Origin of the sequence: uncultured Polaribacter sp. (assembly GCF_947497125.1) — a bacterium.
Classification (GTDB): domain Bacteria; phylum Bacteroidota; class Bacteroidia; order Flavobacteriales; family Flavobacteriaceae; genus Polaribacter.
Genome location: NZ_CANMFI010000005.1, coordinates 234,265 through 255,938 on the forward strand (window position 1 = coordinate 234,265; position 21,674 = coordinate 255,938).

Below are 21,674 nucleotides of genomic sequence, written 5' to 3' on the forward strand. Positions count from 1 at the left end.
ATTAATAATTGTATGAAAAATAATGTTTTTTTAAAACCTTCATTCAGCTAACTATCATGTTCTTCCATATAAAGAAATATTTTATTTATTTATTTATTTATTTATTTATTAGTCTCAATATATTACAATCATTAATTTTGAAATAATTATTTTAATTTAATAATTTGTAATAAAATTTACAATTTATTTTTAGTTAAACCAAAAAAAGCTGATGTTTTTGTAAATTAAATCACAATTTATTAACCAATATAAAAACCATTAAATTATGGAAGGAATGATTATTACAATGGCTTTATTTATAGGTGTTCCAGTATTAGTATCTGGAGCATTTATCTTAAAATTTTTAGCGAGAAAAGTAGGGAAAATAGAAAATGCTAATTTTAAAAACTCCCTATTAGTTGAAATTGCGGCGGGTGTATTAGTAGCAATAATTATAAGTCCAATAGGATTTGAAGAATTAATGGAATTAGGAGTTATTGGAAGTATATTAGTATATATATTTTTATTAACAATAGCCTACACCTTAATGGGGAAGCTGATATGGAAATCTAGTTTCATTCAATCTTTTAAAGCTAATATTATTTGGATATTAGTTTTATCTATAATTATTAGCATTGTTATTTCAACATTCTATTAATATCATTTATTATTATTTCAAACGCTTTTAGAGTTAAAATTAATTTTAATATTTTAAAAAAAATATCTAAAAAAGTCATCAGAAATGGTGACTTTTTTTGCTTTAAACTTAAGTATATAAATTATTTACAATTAAAGAAACGTTGATTAAAGTTCCTAATAACTTTAGTCTACACATTAAAATACCCTTGATCAACAATATGTTTGGTTCTATCCTCTCCTCTATCTCTAATATATTTTAGGAACTCACGTTCAGATTTATGACCAGAAAAGTGCATGATATATAACGATGACATTCCCTTTTTATAATTATTGGTACAGAAACTTCTACGACCGGTGTGTGTTTCAATCATCTCCCATTTGAGTTTGTTTCTCTTCAACAACTTCCCTCCTTTGGTGATTTCTGTTTTTATAACCGCGTTAAATCCTAATATCCTCCCTACAATCTTAATGTTTTCATTAATATCCGTGTCATGAAGATATGGTGGGGGTTGATTGTTGTACCTTGTCATAATCTCTCGGATTTCCAATGTGATTGGACAATCCACAATGTTCTTGGTTTTACGTTGTTTGATTCTAAAACACTCCAACCCATTTATATCAATAATATTTTCTGAGGTAATTCCATTATAATCACTAACTCGTTGACCGGTATAACATCCCATTAAGAATTTATCTCTTGCCAATTCCATCCTTTTATTAAAGGACAAGTCCAATTTCAATATTTGATTTATTTCATCTTCATTCAAATAAATTGCTGTGGTTTCTTCTGTTGATACTTTAAAATATTTTAGTGGAGGATTCGATATCAATCCTTGATTCTTGGCTTCAATCACAAACATTTTAAGGTTTTTAAAGTGTTTTGATATCGTGTTTAGAGCCAAGTTCTCATGAACCTCTAAAAACTGTCTAAAATCATCTAAAAAGGGTTTATCAAATGAACTAAAGTCAACTCTAACTTTTCTTAATCGTTTATATTTCTTTAATTTCGTTAAGGATCCTTTGTACAAGGTATAGGATAATTGTGCAATTTGATCTTTTTTTTGATTCAAATAATTTTCAGAAAACTTAAAAAAATCAACAGGAACTATTTCTTCTCTCTCTACAGGTTCTATTTTACCTGTTATGATATCTAACGTTTCTCTTATAAGTTCTTTTGTTATTAGTCTTTCTTCATCTATATATCGACTATAAGTATTCATCAATTCAGTTTCTAACTTATTTAAATAGTTATTGACCGTATGTGAATTGATAACTCTTGATTTATTGGTTTTAACGCGTTGTTTTTGATAATCCCAATCCGCATAAGAAACTGTATATCCTGTGGAGTAACTTACTCGTTTGTCTGCACCTCCAAAAGAGAACCACAATAAAATTAAACTTTCTTGATATCTATTTTCTGACAAATACTTCTTTGATTTTTTTAAACTAAATCGAACCGCCGATTTTGTTGACCTTAACACCTTATACATCTTTCTCTAAATTAGTGATCTTGGCTAAGATAAGGCAAGAATACGGGTTGCTCGAGAGGTTGCTCGGCAGGTTTAAATCATTGTTATTTCTTTTGATTTCTTTTTACTTTTTTATAACATTATAACCATTATACTACTGATTAACAATTACTTATATTAAATTGTAGTAAAATGATGTAAACCTAAAATTCACCTGGAGGTACCACAAAATTGTCCCGTAACTCATTTATAAACAATGATTTACGGGTTTTTTGGTTTTTGGGGTTGCTCGAAAGGTTGCTCGGGAGGCATAAAAAGATAACTGTGAACTGATTATATTACACTCCAAAAGTTAAGTTATTAATGACTTAAGTAACCTATGAAACAACGAATTAAACATTGCACCATTTGTAAAGTAGATAGACTCAAACTAACCTGTGTTTCTGTTAATAGAGTTAACTTTGATTATTAATTTATACTATTCTTTTATGCATCTTATACAAACCCCTTTATCGCCATACGAGAGATCTTGTAAAGAATAGTTATAATTATTTTTAGAAAAAGCTACTTTATAATTTGAAAGCCATAATGAAGTACTTTGTCTATAGTTATACCAAACACCATCAGCACTAATAGCTCCATACAACTTTAAATTAAACCCATTTGGTGTTCCCTGAAATAATTGCCATTCGTTTGAATTAGACATTAAATTTACTACTGGAGTATTCGGAAAATCAAGGCTACTAATTAATATATCCCAATCGTTTTTTGTTGGAATTCTCCAACCTTGTGGACAAATATTGTAATTGTTAGCAACTACCACAGTGCTATTATAGTAAACCCTTCCTTCTATGCTAGAATACAAACTAGTGTTTACGTTATCATTACTATACCAAAATTGAGATGATGTTGATTGTGTTAAATTTATACCATTATTAAATCGAGTTACTTTTAAGTTTTCTGCCATCCAAACTTGATTTCCTATTGCTATTGTATTATAACTATTTTGATCAATATCTGAAACACTACCATAATTAAAAGGAGTTACAAATTGATAATTATCACTGAAAACACCATACTGAATAATCCCAGCCTCATTTTTTGCATATGCTCTATAGAAATAACGTTTACCTTGTTCTAATTCAGATACATTTACATTAAATGTTCCAACGCCACTTCCACTTTTATTAATATAATTATCATAATCACTAATCAAATAAAGGCCATTCATGTATTCACTTATTATAACACCTCTTTCAATAACAGCAAGACTTCCATCATTATTAACATTATTACCATTTATTTCTACACCATTAAATGTTAGATTCGTAAACTGACCAGTTGTTACGGTAAGATCATCGGTTAATGTTGTAAAGGAAACAATTTCACCATAAGCTATCCCATTATTATTTTCTGCAAAAGCTCTAACATAATAAATACTTCCAGGAATTAAATTCTCTATTGATAACAAACCATCTCCTTCAACAATAAAATTACTGTTTGCATTTACTGAAAGTAACTGTGGGTTTTCGTTGTAAATAATACCTGACTGTGTAATAGCTGATCCTAAGTTTGTAATTTCTACACCTGATTTTGCTGACAAATAAGAAATTTCTACAATTGGTTTTGTAACTACTGTTGGTAATGCATCACTTGTTGTAAAGTTATATGTGTTTCCGTAAAACGACCCAAGGCTATTTGTTGCATATGCCCTATAAAAGTAATTAGTTAGAGGGGTTAATCCTGAAATAGTACTTGAAAAATTTGAAGCACCTGGTCCCTCATCAGTTTTTGTATTTAAGTCTACACTAGGATTTGGTACTGTACTCCAAACTAAACCTTTTGAAGTAATACTTGCTCCACCATCTGAGCCAATAGTCCCTCCAGAAACAGCTCCAATACTATTAATTTGAGAAATATCCCTTGTTGTAATTTCTATTGAATTAGAGAGATTATTACCACTAGAAATACCCCAATTAACCCCATCCCAAACTAAAATATCACCTACATTTACTCCATCAGGAATACCTGTTCCATTGCCACTATTTGCAGCATACAAAGCATAAGGCACGCTTAAAAGCTGTGTGGTACCCATCGCTAAATAACCACTGCCAGTATTCAATTCAATTCCTAAATAATAATTACCCAAAGACCAATCTAAATCAGAAAAAGCACCTGTTGTGGCTGTTCCTTGGCCGATAACTAAGTTTACTTGACCCAAATCATCAGTTGGTACATAGTGCGTTTCTGTAAAAATTGGCACTGCGGTTTGTGAACCCTGTATCACATTAAACTTAAAATACACATTGGTATTTATTATTAATTCTCCTGCACTATTTCTTACTGTTGCTTGGTAATTAAAACCCTGTGGCGCTTGGGCGAAAGTTGCAATTGTAAAAACTAACGCAAAAAATGTAACTATCTTTTTCATATAAAAAATTATTTCTATAGTACTAGAACTCATTTTCACAAAAATCATGACTAAACAATATTTATTGTGAAAACAAAAGTTTTAAACTTAATTAAAGTTAGGTTTTGGCAATGTCCAATTAGGAGTATTATCAGAAAATGAAGCATAATCATTTACACTACTTACATTCCAACCAGATAAATCTTTATTAAAACTTACGGCACTAGAAAACATACTTCCCATGTCAGCCACACTACTCACATCCCAAGAACCAATGTCTTGATTGAAAGAGGATGCTCCACCAAACATATAAAACATATTAGTAACACTACTCACATCCCAATTACCAATATCTTGATTGAAAGATTTTGCTCTCTCAAACATCCATCCCATATCAGTAACCTTACTCACATCCCAATTACTTATATCTTGATTGAAAGCTTCTGCAGAGGACTGTTGCGAGCTAAACATTTGTCTCATATTAGTTACATTACTCACATCCCAGTTTCCGATATCTTGATTAAATGGGGTAGTAAAAGAATTATTATTAAAAAGCGAACTCATATCAGTAATTTTTGTCGTACATATTTTTGTGAGGTCTCCTTGTCCATCTTCTCCAAGAATATCAAGAAGCATATCTCTATTAACAACAGTATACTCCACACCATCTATTATTCCTTTATCTCCAACATTAGCACTATCATAAGCTTTTACAGTAACACCGTCCATATAAACCACAGCTAATTGCTGTTGAAGAGTCGCTATTAGTCCATCTACATAACTTTTAGTTACTACATCTTGTGCATCTGTTGGGTCTGCTACATTTTTAATCTGTTGGTTATTCGCAGAATTTCCCTCTACCAACACAGACTCTAAAGTAGGAGTTGTTGCTGTTCCATTACCACTATTAGCTGCATACAAAGCATAAGGCACGCTTAAAAGCTGTGTGGTACCCATCGCTAAATAACCACTGCCAGTATTCAATTCAATTCCTAAATAATAATTACCCAAAGACCAATCTAAATCAGAAAAAGCACCTGTTATTGCTGTGCCCTGGCCGATAACTAGGTTTACTTGACCTAAATCATCAGTTGGTACATAGTGCGTTTCTGTAAAAATTGGAACTGCTGTTTGTGAACCCTGTATTACATTAAACTTAAAATACACATTGGTATTTAGTATTAATTCTCCTGCACTATTTCTTACTGTTGCTTGGTAATTAAAACCCTGTGGCGCTTGGGCAAAAGTTGTAATTGTAAAAACTAACGCTAAAAATGTAACTATCTTTTTCATTGGGGGATCTCTTTTATTTCTTAATAATTTTATAAGTATTTGTTTGTTTTGAATCTTTTGTAGTAATTCTAACAAAATAAATACCCTTTGTAAGGTTTTTTAAACTGATTGGGTTTTGTTTTTGATGCATTGTCTTTAGAATTTGTTTTCCGTTAGCATCAGAGAGTATTACCTCAAATTGCTGCTCTACAGGATGACTTATAAAAACAAATTCGGTAGTAGGATTCGGAAAAAACTTAAATTGTAATGTAAGTGCTGGCGCTTGTATAGACAGCGTATTCAAATTTAACGAAGGATAATACCCATTGCCTAATTGATACGTGCCATCTGCATCTGTCATTGCACCAACAATTAATTCGCCACCTGTGTAACTAAGTTTATTCGTTTCGTTTTCAAAACTACCACCTGTAGGACCAATTACTTGTTTTGAAATAGTTTGTGCACAAACCGAACTTGATATTAATAGGAAGAAAATTATTCTTTTCATAGTTAACAATATTTTAAAAGTAAAGTTACGAATTTAATTCAAAAGGTTTATTAAAAAATTATACGACATCATAATTTCGCATATATTTTAATATTCAATTTTATCACAAAACTCAACAGTTAACTCACGCCACCAGACGTTCATTATTATAAACATCCTCTTTTCGATACAATACCCTACTCCCAATTTTTAAGGGAATTAGAATCCCTTCTCGTCTCCAATTATTTAGTGTTTGAACCGTTACACTCAAAACTTTTGAAACTTCGTCTCGGGTCATGTAATGGGTATCCTCACCACTAATAGATAACCGGTTTAATGGGTTTCCCATAGATCGTTGTCGGTTCAATTCTAATTTGACACCTTCTTTAACGATTTGGATTAGTTCTTCTTTTGTTAGACCCAATATTTGTATCATTTCTTCTTTCATCATTTTGATTTTTTAGTTGTTTTTTAGAAATTCATTTGTTGTCTCAATGTGTTTGTCCAGTATTGACCAACTCATCTTTTTAAATCTACTCTTGGTTGATTTCTTATAGATATCACCTTTCATTTCTTCTATAAAATCATCATCAATTCTATCTGAGGAATCTAACTTTTCAACCGATAACCCGGGTTTTAGAGGATGCTGTTTTGTGTTCTTTTTATAGTTTTAATCCTTTCATCTGTTTTTTGATATTGATCATTTTAATTGAAAACAAAGGTGTCAACTCACACCTTTATATTTAGACTTGACAATCCCTAAATATTTCGTTATATTCTATTAAGACTTAATTCGATTTATATCTTTTAAGATAGTGTGATTATCGTTGGTGGATGATAATTATATTACACATAAAGCATGTTTATCCTCCTTAAAGTAGATGCCACCACATCGAAATTTGGGGGATTATTATTTTAATGTTCAGCTACTTTGAAAAAGGAATTACCAATCTAATCCCAACTAAAACAATTGATTTGTCACAATTGGTTAAATTCATTAAAAACAACCCTAAAAAATCTCTGATAAATGAGATTAGAGAACTAAGATTAAAGGGAGACCAGACCTACAAGAAAAAGAAAACATTTCTAAACTACATTACCCCCAACTGCAGTGTTAAAAAACGGAATATAAAACGAGAGGAGGATTATACAAAAAATTTCATTGCACCATCTTCTTATATCTATTTTGATTTCGATGATGTGGTTAACGCAAAAGAATATAAAGAATACTTTATTGAAAAATATGGTCATCTTGTCTCTTTAGTTTGCCTGTCAAGTAGTGGTGGTGGAATCTCAGTATTTTTTAAATTAACGAATACAGTTGACAATAAGAACTATCTCGAAATATGGGAGACTATAAAAGCCACACACCTTAAAGAAGAACAGGTAGATCTCAGATGTAAGAATCTTGGCAGGGCAATGTATCTAACATACGACACTGAACCATTCGTTAATTATGAGAATGAAATTACAGTTGAGATTCCTTTTAATAGTGAGAAAAGACACCTGAAAAAACAGCTCAATCAATCTATATTGAATAAAAAATATATTAATACATTGATTGAGCCACTTTCCAATATTGATTTTGAAGAATTTATGGATAAAATTGTGACAAAAACACCTGTAGTGGTTAAGAACCCAATTGTTGAATTATTTGCATCAGAAAAAATGGATATTACATTTCCTAGAGAGATAAGAGATACCAAAAAACATAGTATTTACACAATTATAATACATAAACTTGTTTTCTTAAATCCAATGTTACCAGCAAGTTATTTGTTTTCTTACCTTAATTTCATTAATAATTATTTTGGAAAACCACCAATGGAATATAAGAAATTAAAAGATTTATTTTTGTTTGTGTATACCAGTATTAAAAATGATGAAAACTATGAATTTATAAACAAAAAATACAAGTTCGTACATTTCAATAGTAACTCCAAATTAACCGGTGGGGAAAAAAGAAATTTAGCAAGTAAAATAAATGGAAAAAGAAGAAGTAATTCATCAATTGAAAAAATAATTACTGCAAAAAAAGAGATGAAATCTCAAGGGTTAAAAATCACTCAGAAAGCACTTGCCAAAAAAACTGGGTTATCTATTAGCACAATTAAAAGATATATAAATTCTGAACCTGTGGATTTAGAAAAATTGGTGATAGATGTTAATGAACTGTATACAGATGAAGATCTTATAGTAGATATTGATGCTGTTTTTCTATCAAATGAACATAATATGTCAACTGACAATATTTTCCACCCTGAGTGTCACAAATGGATTGATAACTATTATGAACAAATAACAATTTCAGAGGTTCTAAGAGGATCTATGAGTGAGAAATTAAATAAAATTAAAGAAGATGATCAAAGGGAAAAATAATTTAAACTACGGGGATAATAATTGTTATTTAATGAATTGTGAATCGAATATTGTTAGTGAAATTGATTTGATAAATCATTTTTTAAAATAGAAATTAAATAATCTACCCGAACACTAAATAGATTATAAACAGATAGTTTTCATGAATGAATTGGTAGTTTTTTTGTCGTAAAAATTTTAACGATTCAAACGAAGAAAACACGAACTAGTATGGAAACAAATTCTCGATTACAGTTGTTTCATCGGTAAATTTGATCACTGTATTACATTAAATTGTAATCGGCATAATGGTTAGGGTTATTGACCCTCTTTTGAAATAAAAGGAAGTTTTAATTATTTATTGAGGTACCGTTTTGTTAGAGTTTTAGATAGGGAATTACAAAGTATTTCCTGCGGGTGTTGCGCCAATGAGAATTGTTGCAGTTGATCATGGTAGAGTTTAGATTTAGATTCTGATGTGATTAGGTAGTAATGGAAATACTCATGGATGACGGTATTGATTAGTTCTCTTCGTATTACATTGTTATCCCTATAAATTGTAATTGAATTGTTATAGAAACAATACTCCCCCGCAAGATTAGATTCACCCTCAACTAAAGTCAGTAGTGGTTTTTGTTTACGAATTGGATACATATCTAAACACCAATTCAAAACATCACTTGCCAATTCCAATTGCCAGTCTTTATCTTCACCCTTCATAAATACAATTAGTCTATAAATCAGATTTACAATGAGGATTAAACCTAAAACAGAAAAGTAAATAGTGAAAAAAGTGTCCATAACTGGAATCTACAGCGAGAATTCTATTCTGCCTAAAATATGTTTAAAAACTTATCTGCTTAGACTTCTGTATTTAGTGTAAGTTCTTTAAAATAGTCCTATCTCAACCCGGGTTGGACTTCCCAGTGAATCCAGTACTTCCCAAAGATCAACCCACTTATACTTTTAGTAAAAAATGCTGCAAAATCGAAGTTTTGCGCTTATGTTAGCCGGGTTAATTTCTAAAAATATAAAAATGTCACTACAGGGTCAACGAACAACAACCGGTGCAATTCCATGGGAAGATTTTAAATCATTAATTGCTAAATTGGAAAGAGATGAAAATTTTAAGTACTGCCTCTTAATTTCAATTGGCGTATTTACGGGTTTACGAATAGGAGACATACTCAAACTAAGGTATACAGACTTTTCGGGGGGAGATATATTAGTAATAGTAGAACAAAAGACAAAAAAGACTCGAAGAATTAAATTAAATAAGGATTTACTTGATATTATATCTCGTATCAAACGAAAACAACTGATAGATGACGAGAGTCAATTCATTTTCATAAATAGATACGGAACCAAACCCATTGACAAATCGTGGGTGAACGTATGTTTAAAAAAAATATTTAAAAAGTATAGGGTACATGTTGACGGAAATGTATCTACCCACATGTTTAGAAAAACACTTGGAAATAGAGTTCTTAAATTAAATAACTACTCTAACCAGTCTATTATTTTACTAATGGAACTCTTTGGTCATTCATCAATGGGAATTACAAAAAGATATCTTGGTATAAGAGAAAAAGAGGTGATGGGTGTGTATGAGAGTTTAAGTCTATAATCCTTTTATGTTTTTTTAGATTAGAAGACGAAGAGATCTTAACTATTTTAATTGGCAACTGGTCATCCATTTTATAGAATTTATTTTTGCCGATTAAAATCTCAGATGGATCACCACGATTTATCTTCAGGTAACATTGATAATGGAGGTGCCGACTAGAATTAGTGAAGGAACCTGATGGTAAATCTCCAAGATTATTGGAATTTCAGTTTGCCGATTAATATTATCGGTAGATCAGGTCCCCCGGTCAGGAGACACTGCCATACCCCCTGTATCCCCCGTTAAAAAAGTGGTGTTTCGACTTCTCCAGCGAGATGACGATACTCTGAGCGAAATTTTTCTGGAATTTTTAGGTAAATCGAATAAAATTTAGTTTGGATATAATTCATTATTAAAATCTATTAAATTAATTTTATTTGAAATTAGATTTTAGTGTTTCGTACGAATTATTTAACTGATCATTAAAAATTTTCACACCAAACCAGCTTTGATTTGAAAGTAAAGTTACGTACATCATGACAATCATTCGTTCAATATTTATTTTATCTAAATTAGAAACTTTAGAGACTTTAGAAACTGCATTTACAACTAAAGGAAATTCAGGTTGCTTAATTTTCCAAGAATACCTGGTACTTATATTAAAATCCCCTTTGGCACCATGTTTATTTGTGTAATCTGTACCACAAACAAAAATAGGATCTGAAATTTTACGATTAAATGAAGGATTTTCATAAAGATCTTTTTGTAATGAGTCATAAAATTCATAAGCACCACAGTAAATAAAATCTATTATAGATGGGCCGTTTGACTCATTATCTTTATAACCAATATCAAAAAGAGGGTTTCCCCATTGATCAAATACTCTTTTTGTGTTTTCATTATATATTAAATATTTTACTAAGCCATATTCATAATCAAATTCATAACGAGGTTGGATATACCCATCTTCTTTTGAATTGTATAAAGCTATATAAGGTAAATGATCAATTAGTTTAATTTTTGTATAATTATCTAAATTATGAAGTTCGTTAACGAGTGCATTCTTTCCATTACCATTGCATCCACCACATTTGTAGTCATATGGTTTACCTTTATAGGTTTTGACTCCCTTGTAATTACAATCAGAACATCCATTACCTTTGCAAAATTCATGTTTTTCTGTTGAGATATTACCTGAACTGTGTTTTGTTCCTTTTCCATTGCATCTATGACAGACGCTGTTTTTACTAAAATCTTTTGTTAACATTTTGTAAAATACACCCTCTTTTTCCTGAGATAACAACTGTGTAAAAATTAGTAAAGTAAATAATAATGTTATTTGTTTCATTTTTTATTTTAAAAATACATATTTTGTATCAAGGAATAAAAAATAATATTAAATACCGTAATACTCCCATACTTTATTAATGCTATTTTAATAATAAAAATATTAATAAACTATAGAATATTTTATTACTCTATTTTAGTTTTAATGGATCGAGGTGCAATACGGTATTCTATATTAAAAAATTCTAAATATTAATTAAAAGAATATCTTTAAAAAAACTAAATACTTTAAATTATGAAATTAAAAACCAAAGTAAATCTCTTGTTATTTTTATTATTAAGTCAATACGTTACATCCCAAATCAATGAAATTAATTTAGGTGAAAATACATGGATGTTAAAAAATTTAAATACATCAAAGTTTAGAAATGGAGATATAATTCCAGAAGCTAAAACAATCAAAGAATTTGAAAAATATGGGGAAGAAAAAAAACCAGCATGGTGCAATAAAAACTTTGATAAAAAAAATGGTAGTGTCTATGGTAAATTATACAATTATTATGCTGTAATTGATTCCAGAGGGATAAGTCCTTCTGGCTGGCATGTTTCTACAAAATCTGAATGGGAATCTTTAATTAGTTATATTGGTAAAAGTTCAACTCAAAAAAAAGAATTCGTTAATTTCAATGCAAAGCCTGGTGGAGGATTAATTTTTTCAGAATCAGCAATTAACAAAGATATTGGTGATGGAGTATATTATTGGACATCTACAAAAGAAAGTGATTATTATTCATTTAGTTCTAGTATCATTTATTCGAGCTATTATATTGATGTTTATGAATACCATAATAGTTCTGGGATGTATATTAGATGTGTGAAAGATTAATAATTTAAATTAAACTATATTTAATTTAAAAGGGAAACAAGCTTTTTTTCTTGAATTAAGTGAAGATGGACTACCTAACGAATTTGGTGATATTTTTTATTCTCAAAGGCAACTGTATTGGATGGGGAACATTACAAGAAAAATTTATTTTTTAATGTTTGTATTTTCTTAGAGTCAAATAAATCTATTGTAATCATAAAAAGTATAACAATTATAATGGAGATAATTCTTTATACTTTAATGCAAATATATACTCTAATTATTCTAAATAATATTGATCTAGGAAATATTGATTGTCCAAAATATTTGACAAATAAATTAAAAAGGAAATAAGAGAAAAGAGGTGCTTTAATAAAATAAAAAAATCACAATAGAACCTCTTGAGATTTCAAGAGGTTTTTATTTTATTCTAATTTGTTTTTCTCTTCGGTCTTCTATATTTCTTCGAAACTCAAAGACCGGTAATTTTAATTTTATTTTTTGAATTAAATACTCTTCTAAATATAAAATGGATTGTCGGGTTTTTTTCTTCTTCGATTCATAGCTATAATGTTCAGGAAAAACATCTAATAACTCCGAATAATTTATATAATTAGGGGATACATCTACAAGTCTCTTTAAAATTTTAAAATCTTCTAGTTTTATTTCTTCTCGTATTTTAAATAAATTTTTAGAGATAACTTGTGACGGAGTCTTTTTTGAAGTAAAGTAAAAATATATCAAAATAAATACTACAAATAGACTTAAAATAATGAACCACAAATATGATTTTGTCCTGTACAAATTAGAATATACTTTTTTGGTACCTAAAAAACCTTCTTTACTTAAACTAACTAATTCTGCTACTCCACTTGTCTTATTGATTATAAAATAAAACTTATCTTCAAACTTATTATAAGTTACTTTATACTCATCGAAGGATCTATTTAATGTTCTTGTTACATTTAACTTTGCGTTAGGATACGTAATCAATGTATTATTTTTTATGTCACATTCAAAGACTCCTTCTTCTGCAATAACCAACGTATTTTGATTAAAATTTTCAATAGAACCATAAAAAGGGAAAGTTATATTAAGAGATCCTTCTCCAAGTTTTTCCCAACGAGAATCTTTAAAAGAAAATTTCCAATAATCATTTATAAAACTCAGGTTCTTTAGAGGAGATTCTTGTTCATTGAGCACTCCGTAACCAGGACCAATATAAAGATGATTTCCAATAAATTGTCCTATAATTTTATGTCTTGGATTCGGAGAATCATTATAAGATGAAGCTTGAGGATAAAGTTCTGTTTCTTTCTTCTCAGTATCAAAGTAAATGATATTATTTTTATAAGTATGGAGCCCATAACCTCCAAAATCCATTAGATTATTTTTATACAAAAATGAAAAACTAAAATTTTGGGACTGGTATGGAAATGATCTATCCAATCTTTTAAACTTACTTCCATCAAAAGAATACACAATTCCACTAGATCTGTTTTTTAAATATCCGATAGAATCATTAGTAACAAATTTGTAATCGACTAAATTAAGTTCATGTTGTTTGGGGAATCCTTCTTTTTCTTTCGTTATACAAAACAAAGAATCTCCAGATATTAAATAAGAATCTTCTTTGAATGAAAATAAAAAATGTTTTCCATCCTTTTTTAATGTCCTATTCTGTGAATGTAAACTAGGAACTGCTAAAACTAAAAATAATATGGGGGGTACTAGATACTTCATGAAACTAAAGTACTAAAATTATCTTTTTTGAGATAGGGGTATAATACGGTAGTTTATAAATTTTCTCTTTAATTAGTTTCTAATTTTTAATTTTAATTAACTATGAATTAAAACCAAAAATATGTTTTTAAGAATAATCACTTTATCTTTAGTTTACTTGTTTACGCATCCCTCTATAGCGCAAAGCACATCAAATCCTTTAATTGGAATAAATTGGAATGATGATTTATCATTATTAAATGACAATGATGTTAGTAATTCAACGGGAGGATGGATATTTGGAACAGTACCTAGTAAAAAAATAAAAAGAGGCAAAACAAAATACAATTACAAAAAAGGGAATAAAATAAGAATATATACAAGTAAAAATGTAAGTTTAAGAAGTGTTTTCGCATCAGGAGATGAAGTGTATATTAAAGAGGGTAATAAGGTTTTATATTCTTTAAATGGAAGTTATGATGAAGATGGTTATAATGGAGAAGTCTCAATAACTTTTTTTGAATACCTTGATAATGACAAGCAATACAAACCATCTATACCTTCAATTATTGGTGTAATGAAAGGGGTCTACATAAATAACAAAAGACATGGTAAATTTGAGTATATATCAAAATATAGTGATTTGAAAATTTCGTTATACTACAAAAATGGAATATTAGATAACTTAAATTCTGAACTCGAGTTAGGAAGTATAAGTTATAAGGGTGAAATTAACAAAAATATAAAAGCTTCAGGGTATGGCGAATTAACTCTTAACAATAATAAAGCTTATTACAAGGGGGATTTTAAAAATAACCAACCCTCTGGAAAAGGAGTATACAAACAAACAAGTGGTTTAATTTATGATGGAAACTGGAACAATGGAAATTTTACATCTGGTAGGGTTGATTACCCTGATGGGTCTTATTATGAAGGTAAAATACTCAATAATGAATTTTTCATTGAAGGGATATATAAATCTAAAGAATTCACCTATAAAGGTAATTTTAGAAATCAGCAATTTCACGGAAAGGGCTATGTAAATCATACAAATGGGGATTCTTATGATGGTAATTTTGTAAATGGAAAATATGAAGGTATTGGAATTTACAAATCCAAAGAATACACATATACGGGTAGTTTTAAAAATAGCAAATTTCATGGTTCTGGTTATTTGGAGTACACCAATGGAGATTCTTACGATGGGGAATGGCGAAATGGTGAAATGAGTGAATCTATAAATTATAAAAATTTAAATGATAATAGCGATATTAGATATAATCGTAATAAAAAGCAAAAAACTACTAAAAGTAATTCATCGAATAAAAGCTATACTTATTCACAAAATTCAAATTTTCAGAATAGAGTTGTAAATAAAAAGCAAACGAAATCAATTAAGAAACTTGAAAATGAAACAAGTAAAGGAACTGATTTAATAATTAACGCTGTAGGTTCTCTTATTGGTTCTGCATTTAATGAATATTTATTAGGTAGTGATGAATGGATTGAAAAAAAAATGATTTTAAAATGTCGTGTTTGTGATAAAATGATTAATCATCTTATTTTATTTAAAGAACGAGGAAAGCTAATAAAAGAATTAGAAGATAATCCACTTCCTAAAACAAACTTTTTTGAAAGGCATAATCATGATTGGATTAAAGCTAACAAGTAAATCTTCAGAAGAAATAACAATTGGATTATTAATAAATTTGAATTATAAAATTTTAAAAACTAAATATTTTAATAAATGAAAAAAATAACTGTAATTTTTTTATTATTTATTTCTACATTTTATTCTAGAGCAGATTCCCCTCTGACTTCAATTAAATATTGGAATACGATTAATGATTCGTTTGTTTTGTTTATTGGTAATATTTCCGGCAAACAGAAATTAACAAAAAAAATGATTACATATCTACAAGACCCAGAAATAAATACATTTAATAAACTAACACTTATTAACGCAATAGGATGGGAGTTTCAAAGTAAGGTTAAAAACTCTTCCACATATTTAAACTTTCTAATAAAAAAACATAAAAAACTACATAATTATATTTTAAGAAATTATCAAGGTTTTGAAGAAGACTCAAATATAAAAAAACAATTTATTAAAGAGTTTTTGAATCAATTAAAAAACGATGAATACGTATTAATATATGCTTACTTAAGAGCAATGGATAATTATACAGATATTACATTTTCATTAGACTTACTAAAAACTAATAATTCTAATTATACAGCATTTATCCTCAAACTTCTTCAAATGCAGGATGCATCATTAAAAATGAAATTTCAGGAGGTTGCGATTTTTTTTGATGACTATATTACAGAATGTACTACCGATAAAAATATTTTGAATGTGCTACCTGTTTTTAATAAATACATTCAAAATTACAGGTCATCTTTTACTTCCGGTGAAGCAATATCAATTTTTTTAGACAAAATCTGTAATTTGGATACTTATTATATTAATAATAATCGAGAAATATGGGTAACAAATTATCCTGTTTTTGTATACGGAACTCTTACTCTTTTAGATGAAAGTAATGATATTATTGAACAAAAAATTATAGATGGGGATGACTATGTGTTACTGAACCCTGTTAACTATGTAAAAGGTGTTTACAAGTTAATTTTAAAGGACAGTCAAACCTTAGAAGAACATATCATTAAATTAATAATAGAATAGTAATGTGAAAGATCCAAGATTTAAATCCTACTGATGAGGAATTAGCTTTACTGGAGGGGGCGGTCAATAGTATCTAAAAAATCAAGAAATTAATTTATTAGAAATTTTTTGTTCACACAAATTTAAAAGTATATATACTTGTGAACTAACTAAAGATTAAATAATAATATTCAATGTAAAACTATGAATATTAACGCAATATATGATTTATTTTATGATAAGAAATTCTTTAAAAGATTACCTTGATTTTTTGAATGTAATATTTAATGTTGAGTATACTACTTATTTTATATTGAATATAATTTTATTGATAACTTTAGTTGATGTTATATTTTTTAGAAAAAAAATTTTTTTAAATGGTTTTCTAAAACATTTATTTTATAACTCAATTTTATTTTTTTTTATTTTTTTTATTCTCTATTATAATGATCCTGTTGAGAATTTAACTTCATCAACTTTAAATAGAAAAATAAGACAATTCTCTAATAGGTTTAGAGTGTCAAATTTTTTATTTTTTATTAATACCCTATTACTTATAATTTTATTTTTCAAAAAGAAACCTTCTGGTTTTGATATTGAAAAGCATTCATTTAAAGTTATAGGTTGGTGTGTGGATAATTACCCAAAGTCAGGACTAAAAAAACACCCAACATTATTTTTCAACAATCAACCAAGTAAATTCAAAGGCGAATATGAACATCAATCTAAGAAAATAACAATATTTACAAAAAATATTTTGTCTATAAAAGACTTAACTAATACATTAATTCATGAGTACTTCCATTTTTATTTAGACCATGGGAAATCGAAACAAGTATATTATGAAAAATTAGCAACTGTTGGTTATGAAGATCATCCTGAAGAGTTAATTTGTAATATTTCAGCAAAAAAACTAACTGAAATCTACTTTAAGCAATACACATAGTTTAACTTTATTTGTTTTTAAAATTTATTAATATTAAATCTTAGAGATACTTAATTTAAGTATAAAAATAGAGTAAATTAGTTTATAATTATATCTTTTAAAATAGGGGTTTGATACGGTAATACATTATAAATTATAATATTATAATTTTAATAAAATACTTTTAATGAATAAAATTATTTAATGTAATTAAAAACATATAAAATGAAATCTTATATTATCTTATTTCTAATTATTTTTCCAATCACTTTATTTTCTCAAATAAAAAAAACTAGTAATGTTTATAAATTTAAAAATGGAAAATATTATAAAGTTGGTAAAGTTGTTAAACAAAACGACTGGAAATCAACAACATTAGTATACAAGAACATAAATGGATCAGATATTTTAATAGGTAAAGCATATGATCAAAAAGTTTATGCTAAGGATAATAGTGGAAACTTCAAAGAAGTTATGTCGATCGAAAGAGATAATAATAGTTCTAAATTTTATTTTTTTAAAAATGGTAATCTTATTGGAAAAGGATCATGGTGGAAAAATGAAATATATAAAGCAACTGGGTATAATTTTTGGGATGGTAATACATTTGAGTTAGCCGGGAAAATAGATGGTGGTGGTGAGAATAAATCCCTTGGAGCTGGTTTATTACTAATATATAATTAATAGCCTTAAATAATATTTTTAATTAAACCCAAAAAAGCTGATGTTTTTGTAAAATTAAATTACAATTTATTAACCATTTAAAAACCATTAAATTATGGAAGGAATGATTATTACAATGGCCTTATTTATAGGTGTTCCGGTATTAGTAGCTGGAGCATTTATCTTAAAATTTTTAGCGAGAAAAGTAGGGGAAATAGAAAATGCTAATTTTAAAAACTCCCTATTAGTTGAAATTGCGGCGGGTGTATTAGTAGCAATAATTATAAGTCCAATAGGATTTGAAGAATTAATGGAATTAGGAGTTATTGGAAGTATATTAGCATATATATTTTTATTAACCATAGCCTACACATTAATGGGGAAACTGATATGGAAATGTAGTTTCATTCAATCTTTTAAAGCTAATATTATTTGGATATTAGTTTTATCTATAATTATTAGCATTGTTATTTCAACATTCTATTAATATCATTTATTATTATTTCAAACGCTTTTAGAATTAAAATTAATTTTAATATTTAAAAAAAAATATCTAAAAAAAGTCATCAGAAATGGTGACTTTTTTTGCTTTAAACATAAGTATATAAATTATTTGCAATTATAAAGAAGTTAACTAACGTTACTGTTAACGAAAGTCTACACATTAAAATACCCTTGATCGACAATGTGTTTGGTTCTATCCTCTCCTCTATCTCTGATATATTTTAAAAACTCTCTTTCAGATTTATGACCAGAAAAGTGCATGATATATAACGATGACATTCCCTTTTTGTAATTATTGGTACAGAAACTTCGACGACCAGTGTGTGTTTCAATCATCTCCCATTTGAGTTTATTTCTCTTCAACAACTTCCCTCCTTTGGTGATTTCTGTTTTTATAACCTCGTTAAATCCTAATATCCTCCCTACAATCTTAATGTTTTCATTAATATCCGTGTCATGAAGATATGGTGGGGGTTGATTGTTGTACCTTGTCATAATCTCTCGGATTTCCAATGTGATTGGACAATCCACAATGTTCTTGGTTTTACGTTGTTTGATTCTAAAACATTCCAACCCATTTATATCAATAATATTTTCTGAGGTAATTCCATTATAATCACTAACTCGTTGACCGGTATAACATCCCATTAAAAATTTATCTCTTGCCAATTCCATCCTTTTATTAAAGGACAAGTCTAATTTCAATATTTGATTTATTTCATCTTCATTCAAATAAATTGCTGTGGTTTCTTCTGTTGATACTTTAAAATATTTTAGTGGAGGATTCGATATCAATCCTTGATTCTTGGCTTCAATCACAAACATTTTAAGGTTTTTAAAGTGTTTTGATATTGTGTTTAGAGCCAAGTTCTCATGAACCTCTAAAAACTGTCTAAAATCATCTAAAAACGGTTTGTCAAATGAACTAAAGTCAACTCTAACTTTTCTTGATCGTTTATATTTCTTTAATTTCGTTAAGGATCCTTTGTATAAAGTATAGGATAACTGTGCAATTTGATCTTTTTTTTGATTCAAATAATTTTCAGAAAACTTAAAAAAGTCAACAGGAACTATTTCTTCTTTTTCAACCGGTTCTATTTTACCTGTTATGATATCTAATGTTTCTCTTATAAGTTCTTTTGTTATTACTCTTTCTTCGTCAATATATCTACTGTATGTATTCATCAATTCAGTTTCTAACTTATTTAAATAGTTATTGACTGTATGGGAATTGATAACTCTTGATTTATTGGTTTTAACGCGTTGTCTTTGATAATCCCAATCCGCATAAGAAACTGTATATCCTGTGGAATAACTTACTCGTTTGTCTGCACCTCCAAAAGAGAACCACAATAAAATTAAACTTTCTTGGTATCTATTTTCTGACAAATACTTCTTTGATTTTTTTAAACTAAATCGAACCGCCGATTTTGTTGATCTTAACACCTTATACATCTTTCTCTAAATTAGTGATCTTGGCTAAGATAAGGCAAGAATACGGGTTGCTCGAGAGGTTGCTCGGCAGGTTTAAATCATTGTTATTTCTTTTGATTTCTTTTTACTTTTTTATAACATTATAACCATTATACTACTGATTTACAATTACTTATATTAAATTGTAGTAAAATGAAGTAAACCTAAAATTCACCTGGAGGTACCACAAAATTATCCCGTAACTCATTTATAAACAATGATTTACGGGTTTTTTGGTTTTTGAGGTTGCTCGAGAGGTTGCTCGGGAGGCATAAAAAGATAACTGGGAACTGGTTATATTACACTCCAAAAGTTAAGTTATTAATGACTTAAGTAACCTATGAAACAACGAATTAAACATTGCACCATTTGTAAAGTAGATTTCCCTACCATGTACCGAGTACAATACAAAAACCCAAAAGAATGGGCGTTTGTTTGTAAAGAGTGTCTTAAAGACGTTAAAAAAGACAATCCGTTATATGCTTATGGTGGAACTTGGAAACTATAACAATATAATTATTTAAAATTTATATTTTATAGAACACGCTGTGTATTTATGGAGAAACTTAGAAACGGTGATGTAACTTCCTTTAATTTAAAAGGAAGTTAATTAAGAAAATAGACTGTTTTACAACAGCTTATTAGATTTTAATGCAATCATATTAAACCAATACATCACGCTCCATATCTCTACCCAAACTATACTTGTATTCTTTGGGGAAATTTTTAGTGCTCACAAAAATTTCTAACACCAATTTATAAGTGTCTCTGTAAACCGGTAACTCGGTGTGTAATGCCATTTTTTCAAACCGACCGCTTACGCGGTACTAATTAAATTGATAAATAATTAAATAACTAAAAAGCTCGAACTGCACGCACAAGGTCTGCGTTGTACTTAAAGTGGCTGAACTGATAACCATTGGCGAAATTCTGTTTCCACGCGGTATTGTAACCGTGCTCCGTAGAACTCCAGTAGTTACCTGAGGTTAAATCCACTGCATTTCCATCACTATAAACATCATACATAAGATCTAATTCTCTTTTGGTAGGTAACCGCCAATCTAAAAATTTCTTACCGTGTATATCGTGTTTAGAGGGATCGCTCAATAAGTCATTAGCTAAATACCAAGTTGAGGAGCCTTGGTCTTGCTTTGCAACCACTAAACCGTGTTTGCCATTAGTACTAATTTGTATAACATAACCTCCTAATTCTTCATAAAAAGTATTTACCTCGTAGATAGGTTGTGTATATCCAACCTTTGCGGTGTTATCTACAATGGCAGAAGCTTGTTCAGTGGTAATACCAACCTTTGCGGTATTGTCTACAATGGCAGAAGCTTGTTCAGT

Annotated in this window: 20 protein-coding genes; 10 read left to right on the forward strand and 10 right to left on the reverse strand. The window is 28.7% G+C overall.

Going from position 1 to position 21,674, the window contains the following annotated elements; translation table 11 throughout:
* The first annotated feature begins 265 nt into the window (after positions 1-265).
* Entirely contained in the window at positions 266-637 is a 372-nt protein-coding gene (locus tag Q0678_RS09555) for a hypothetical protein (RefSeq protein WP_299057114.1), read from the forward strand.
* A gap of 169 nt (positions 638-806) precedes the next feature.
* Here Q0678_RS09555 and Q0678_RS09560 read toward each other — a convergent pair whose 3' ends face one another.
* The 5 genes from Q0678_RS09560 to Q0678_RS09580 all read right to left on the reverse strand — a co-directional run bounded on the left by Q0678_RS09560 (position 807) and on the right by Q0678_RS09580 (position 6,707).
* Positions 807-2,042, reverse strand: a complete 1,236-nt coding sequence (locus Q0678_RS09560) for a phage integrase SAM-like domain-containing protein (protein ID WP_299057117.1) — start codon at positions 2,040-2,042, stop codon at positions 807-809.
* A 523-nt stretch (positions 2,043-2,565) separates the two neighbouring features.
* Positions 2,566-4,518 (reverse strand): FISUMP domain-containing protein, encoded by a 1,953-nt coding sequence (locus tag Q0678_RS09565; RefSeq protein WP_299057119.1) that lies wholly within the window; start codon positions 4,516-4,518, stop codon positions 2,566-2,568.
* 87 nt (positions 4,519-4,605) lie between these two features.
* Positions 4,606-5,790 (reverse strand): BspA family leucine-rich repeat surface protein, encoded by a 1,185-nt coding sequence (locus Q0678_RS09570; protein WP_299057122.1) that lies wholly within the window; start codon positions 5,788-5,790, stop codon positions 4,606-4,608.
* A 13-nt stretch (positions 5,791-5,803) separates the two neighbouring features.
* On the reverse strand, positions 5,804-6,277 hold the full coding sequence (locus Q0678_RS09575; protein ID WP_299057124.1) for a T9SS type A sorting domain-containing protein: 474 nt from the start codon (positions 6,275-6,277) through the stop codon (positions 5,804-5,806).
* A 124-nt stretch (positions 6,278-6,401) separates the two neighbouring features.
* Entirely contained in the window at positions 6,402-6,707 is a 306-nt protein-coding gene (locus Q0678_RS09580) for a helix-turn-helix domain-containing protein (RefSeq protein ID WP_299057127.1), read from the reverse strand.
* Positions 6,708-7,231: 524 nt separating this feature from the next.
* Here Q0678_RS09580 and Q0678_RS09585 point away from each other — a divergent pair.
* The gene (locus tag Q0678_RS09585; RefSeq protein WP_299057129.1) at positions 7,232-8,635 is read left to right on the forward strand and encodes a BT4734/BF3469 family protein; all 1,404 of its coding nucleotides are present in this window, start codon (positions 7,232-7,234) and stop codon (positions 8,633-8,635) included.
* Between the two features lie 955 nt (positions 8,636-9,590).
* Positions 9,591-10,241: a tyrosine-type recombinase/integrase gene (locus Q0678_RS09590; protein WP_299057131.1), complete on the forward strand. Its 651-nt coding sequence runs from the start codon at positions 9,591-9,593 to the stop codon at positions 10,239-10,241.
* Between the two features lie 412 nt (positions 10,242-10,653).
* Here the strand turns inward: Q0678_RS09590 and Q0678_RS09595 are convergent, their stop codons facing one another.
* Positions 10,654-11,568: a hypothetical protein gene (locus Q0678_RS09595; RefSeq protein WP_299057133.1), complete on the reverse strand. Its 915-nt coding sequence runs from the start codon at positions 11,566-11,568 to the stop codon at positions 10,654-10,656.
* 234 nt (positions 11,569-11,802) lie between these two features.
* On the opposite strand from Q0678_RS09595, the gene Q0678_RS09600 reads away from it, so the two are divergent.
* Positions 11,803-12,393, forward strand: a complete 591-nt coding sequence (locus tag Q0678_RS09600; protein WP_299057136.1) for a fibrobacter succinogenes major paralogous domain-containing protein — start codon at positions 11,803-11,805, stop codon at positions 12,391-12,393.
* 399 nt (positions 12,394-12,792) lie between these two features.
* Here Q0678_RS09600 and Q0678_RS09605 read toward each other — a convergent pair whose 3' ends face one another.
* Complete coding sequence (locus Q0678_RS09605) at positions 12,793-14,115, reverse strand: hypothetical protein (protein ID WP_299057138.1); 1,323 nt, start codon at positions 14,113-14,115, stop codon at positions 12,793-12,795.
* A 121-nt stretch (positions 14,116-14,236) separates the two neighbouring features.
* On the opposite strand from Q0678_RS09605, the gene Q0678_RS09610 reads away from it, so the two are divergent.
* From Q0678_RS09610 to Q0678_RS09630, 5 genes are all read left to right on the forward strand, one after another.
* The gene (locus Q0678_RS09610) at positions 14,237-15,766 is read left to right on the forward strand and encodes a hypothetical protein (protein ID WP_299057140.1); all 1,530 of its coding nucleotides are present in this window, start codon (positions 14,237-14,239) and stop codon (positions 15,764-15,766) included.
* A 75-nt stretch (positions 15,767-15,841) separates the two neighbouring features.
* Positions 15,842-16,783: a hypothetical protein gene (locus Q0678_RS09615; RefSeq protein ID WP_299057143.1), complete on the forward strand. Its 942-nt coding sequence runs from the start codon at positions 15,842-15,844 to the stop codon at positions 16,781-16,783.
* 214 nt (positions 16,784-16,997) lie between these two features.
* Positions 16,998-17,708: a hypothetical protein gene (locus tag Q0678_RS09620; RefSeq protein WP_299057147.1), complete on the forward strand. Its 711-nt coding sequence runs from the start codon at positions 16,998-17,000 to the stop codon at positions 17,706-17,708.
* Positions 17,709-17,912: 204 nt separating this feature from the next.
* On the forward strand, positions 17,913-18,371 hold the full coding sequence (locus tag Q0678_RS09625) for a hypothetical protein (protein ID WP_299057149.1): 459 nt from the start codon (positions 17,913-17,915) through the stop codon (positions 18,369-18,371).
* Between the two features lie 94 nt (positions 18,372-18,465).
* A complete protein-coding gene (locus Q0678_RS09630) occupies positions 18,466-18,837 on the forward strand; it encodes a hypothetical protein (RefSeq protein WP_299057150.1) in 372 nt (123 codons plus the stop codon).
* A 170-nt stretch (positions 18,838-19,007) separates the two neighbouring features.
* On the opposite strand, the gene Q0678_RS09635 is transcribed toward Q0678_RS09630, so the two are convergent.
* Complete coding sequence (locus Q0678_RS09635) at positions 19,008-20,243, reverse strand: site-specific integrase (RefSeq protein ID WP_299057152.1); 1,236 nt, start codon at positions 20,241-20,243, stop codon at positions 19,008-19,010.
* Between the two features lie 424 nt (positions 20,244-20,667).
* Here Q0678_RS09635 and Q0678_RS09640 point away from each other — a divergent pair, with 424 nt between their 5' ends.
* Complete coding sequence (locus Q0678_RS09640) at positions 20,668-20,835, forward strand: hypothetical protein (protein ID WP_299057154.1); 168 nt, start codon at positions 20,668-20,670, stop codon at positions 20,833-20,835.
* Between the two features lie 154 nt (positions 20,836-20,989).
* Here the strand turns inward: Q0678_RS09640 and Q0678_RS09645 are convergent, their stop codons facing one another.
* Positions 20,990-21,127, reverse strand: a complete 138-nt coding sequence (locus tag Q0678_RS09645; RefSeq protein WP_299057157.1) for a four helix bundle protein — start codon at positions 21,125-21,127, stop codon at positions 20,990-20,992.
* Between the two features lie 55 nt (positions 21,128-21,182).
* A partial coding sequence (locus tag Q0678_RS09650; protein WP_299057160.1) for a DUF1566 domain-containing protein occupies positions 21,183-21,674 on the reverse strand: 492 nt, incomplete at its 5' end.

Coding starts and splice junctions, on each gene's coding strand:
- Q0678_RS09555 (WP_299057114.1), top strand. CDS start 266: ATGGAAGGAATGATTATTACAATGGCTTTATTTATAGGTGTTCCAGTA.
- Q0678_RS09565 (WP_299057119.1), bottom strand. CDS start 4,518: ATGAAAAAGATAGTTACATTTTTTGCGTTAGTTTTTACAATTGCAACT.
- Q0678_RS09570 (WP_299057122.1), bottom strand. CDS start 5,790: ATGAAAAAGATAGTTACATTTTTAGCGTTAGTTTTTACAATTACAACT.
- Q0678_RS09575 (WP_299057124.1), bottom strand. CDS start 6,277: ATGAAAAGAATAATTTTCTTCCTATTAATATCAAGTTCGGTTTGTGCA.
- Q0678_RS09580 (WP_299057127.1), bottom strand. CDS start 6,707: ATGATGAAAGAAGAAATGATACAAATATTGGGTCTAACAAAAGAAGAA.
- Q0678_RS09590 (WP_299057131.1), top strand. CDS start 9,591: ATGCTGCAAAATCGAAGTTTTGCGCTTATGTTAGCCGGGTTAATTTCT.
- Q0678_RS09595 (WP_299057133.1), bottom strand. CDS start 11,568: ATGAAACAAATAACATTATTATTTACTTTACTAATTTTTACACAGTTG.
- Q0678_RS09600 (WP_299057136.1), top strand. CDS start 11,803: ATGAAATTAAAAACCAAAGTAAATCTCTTGTTATTTTTATTATTAAGT.
- Q0678_RS09605 (WP_299057138.1), bottom strand. CDS start 14,115: ATGAAGTATCTAGTACCCCCCATATTATTTTTAGTTTTAGCAGTTCCT.
- Q0678_RS09610 (WP_299057140.1), top strand. CDS start 14,237: ATGTTTTTAAGAATAATCACTTTATCTTTAGTTTACTTGTTTACGCAT.
- Q0678_RS09615 (WP_299057143.1), top strand. CDS start 15,842: ATGAAAAAAATAACTGTAATTTTTTTATTATTTATTTCTACATTTTAT.
- Q0678_RS09620 (WP_299057147.1), top strand. CDS start 16,998: ATGATAAGAAATTCTTTAAAAGATTACCTTGATTTTTTGAATGTAATA.
- Q0678_RS09625 (WP_299057149.1), top strand. CDS start 17,913: ATGAAATCTTATATTATCTTATTTCTAATTATTTTTCCAATCACTTTA.
- Q0678_RS09630 (WP_299057150.1), top strand. CDS start 18,466: ATGGAAGGAATGATTATTACAATGGCCTTATTTATAGGTGTTCCGGTA.
- Q0678_RS09640 (WP_299057154.1), top strand. CDS start 20,668: ATGAAACAACGAATTAAACATTGCACCATTTGTAAAGTAGATTTCCCT.
- Q0678_RS09645 (WP_299057157.1), bottom strand. CDS start 21,127: ATGGCATTACACACCGAGTTACCGGTTTACAGAGACACTTATAAATTG.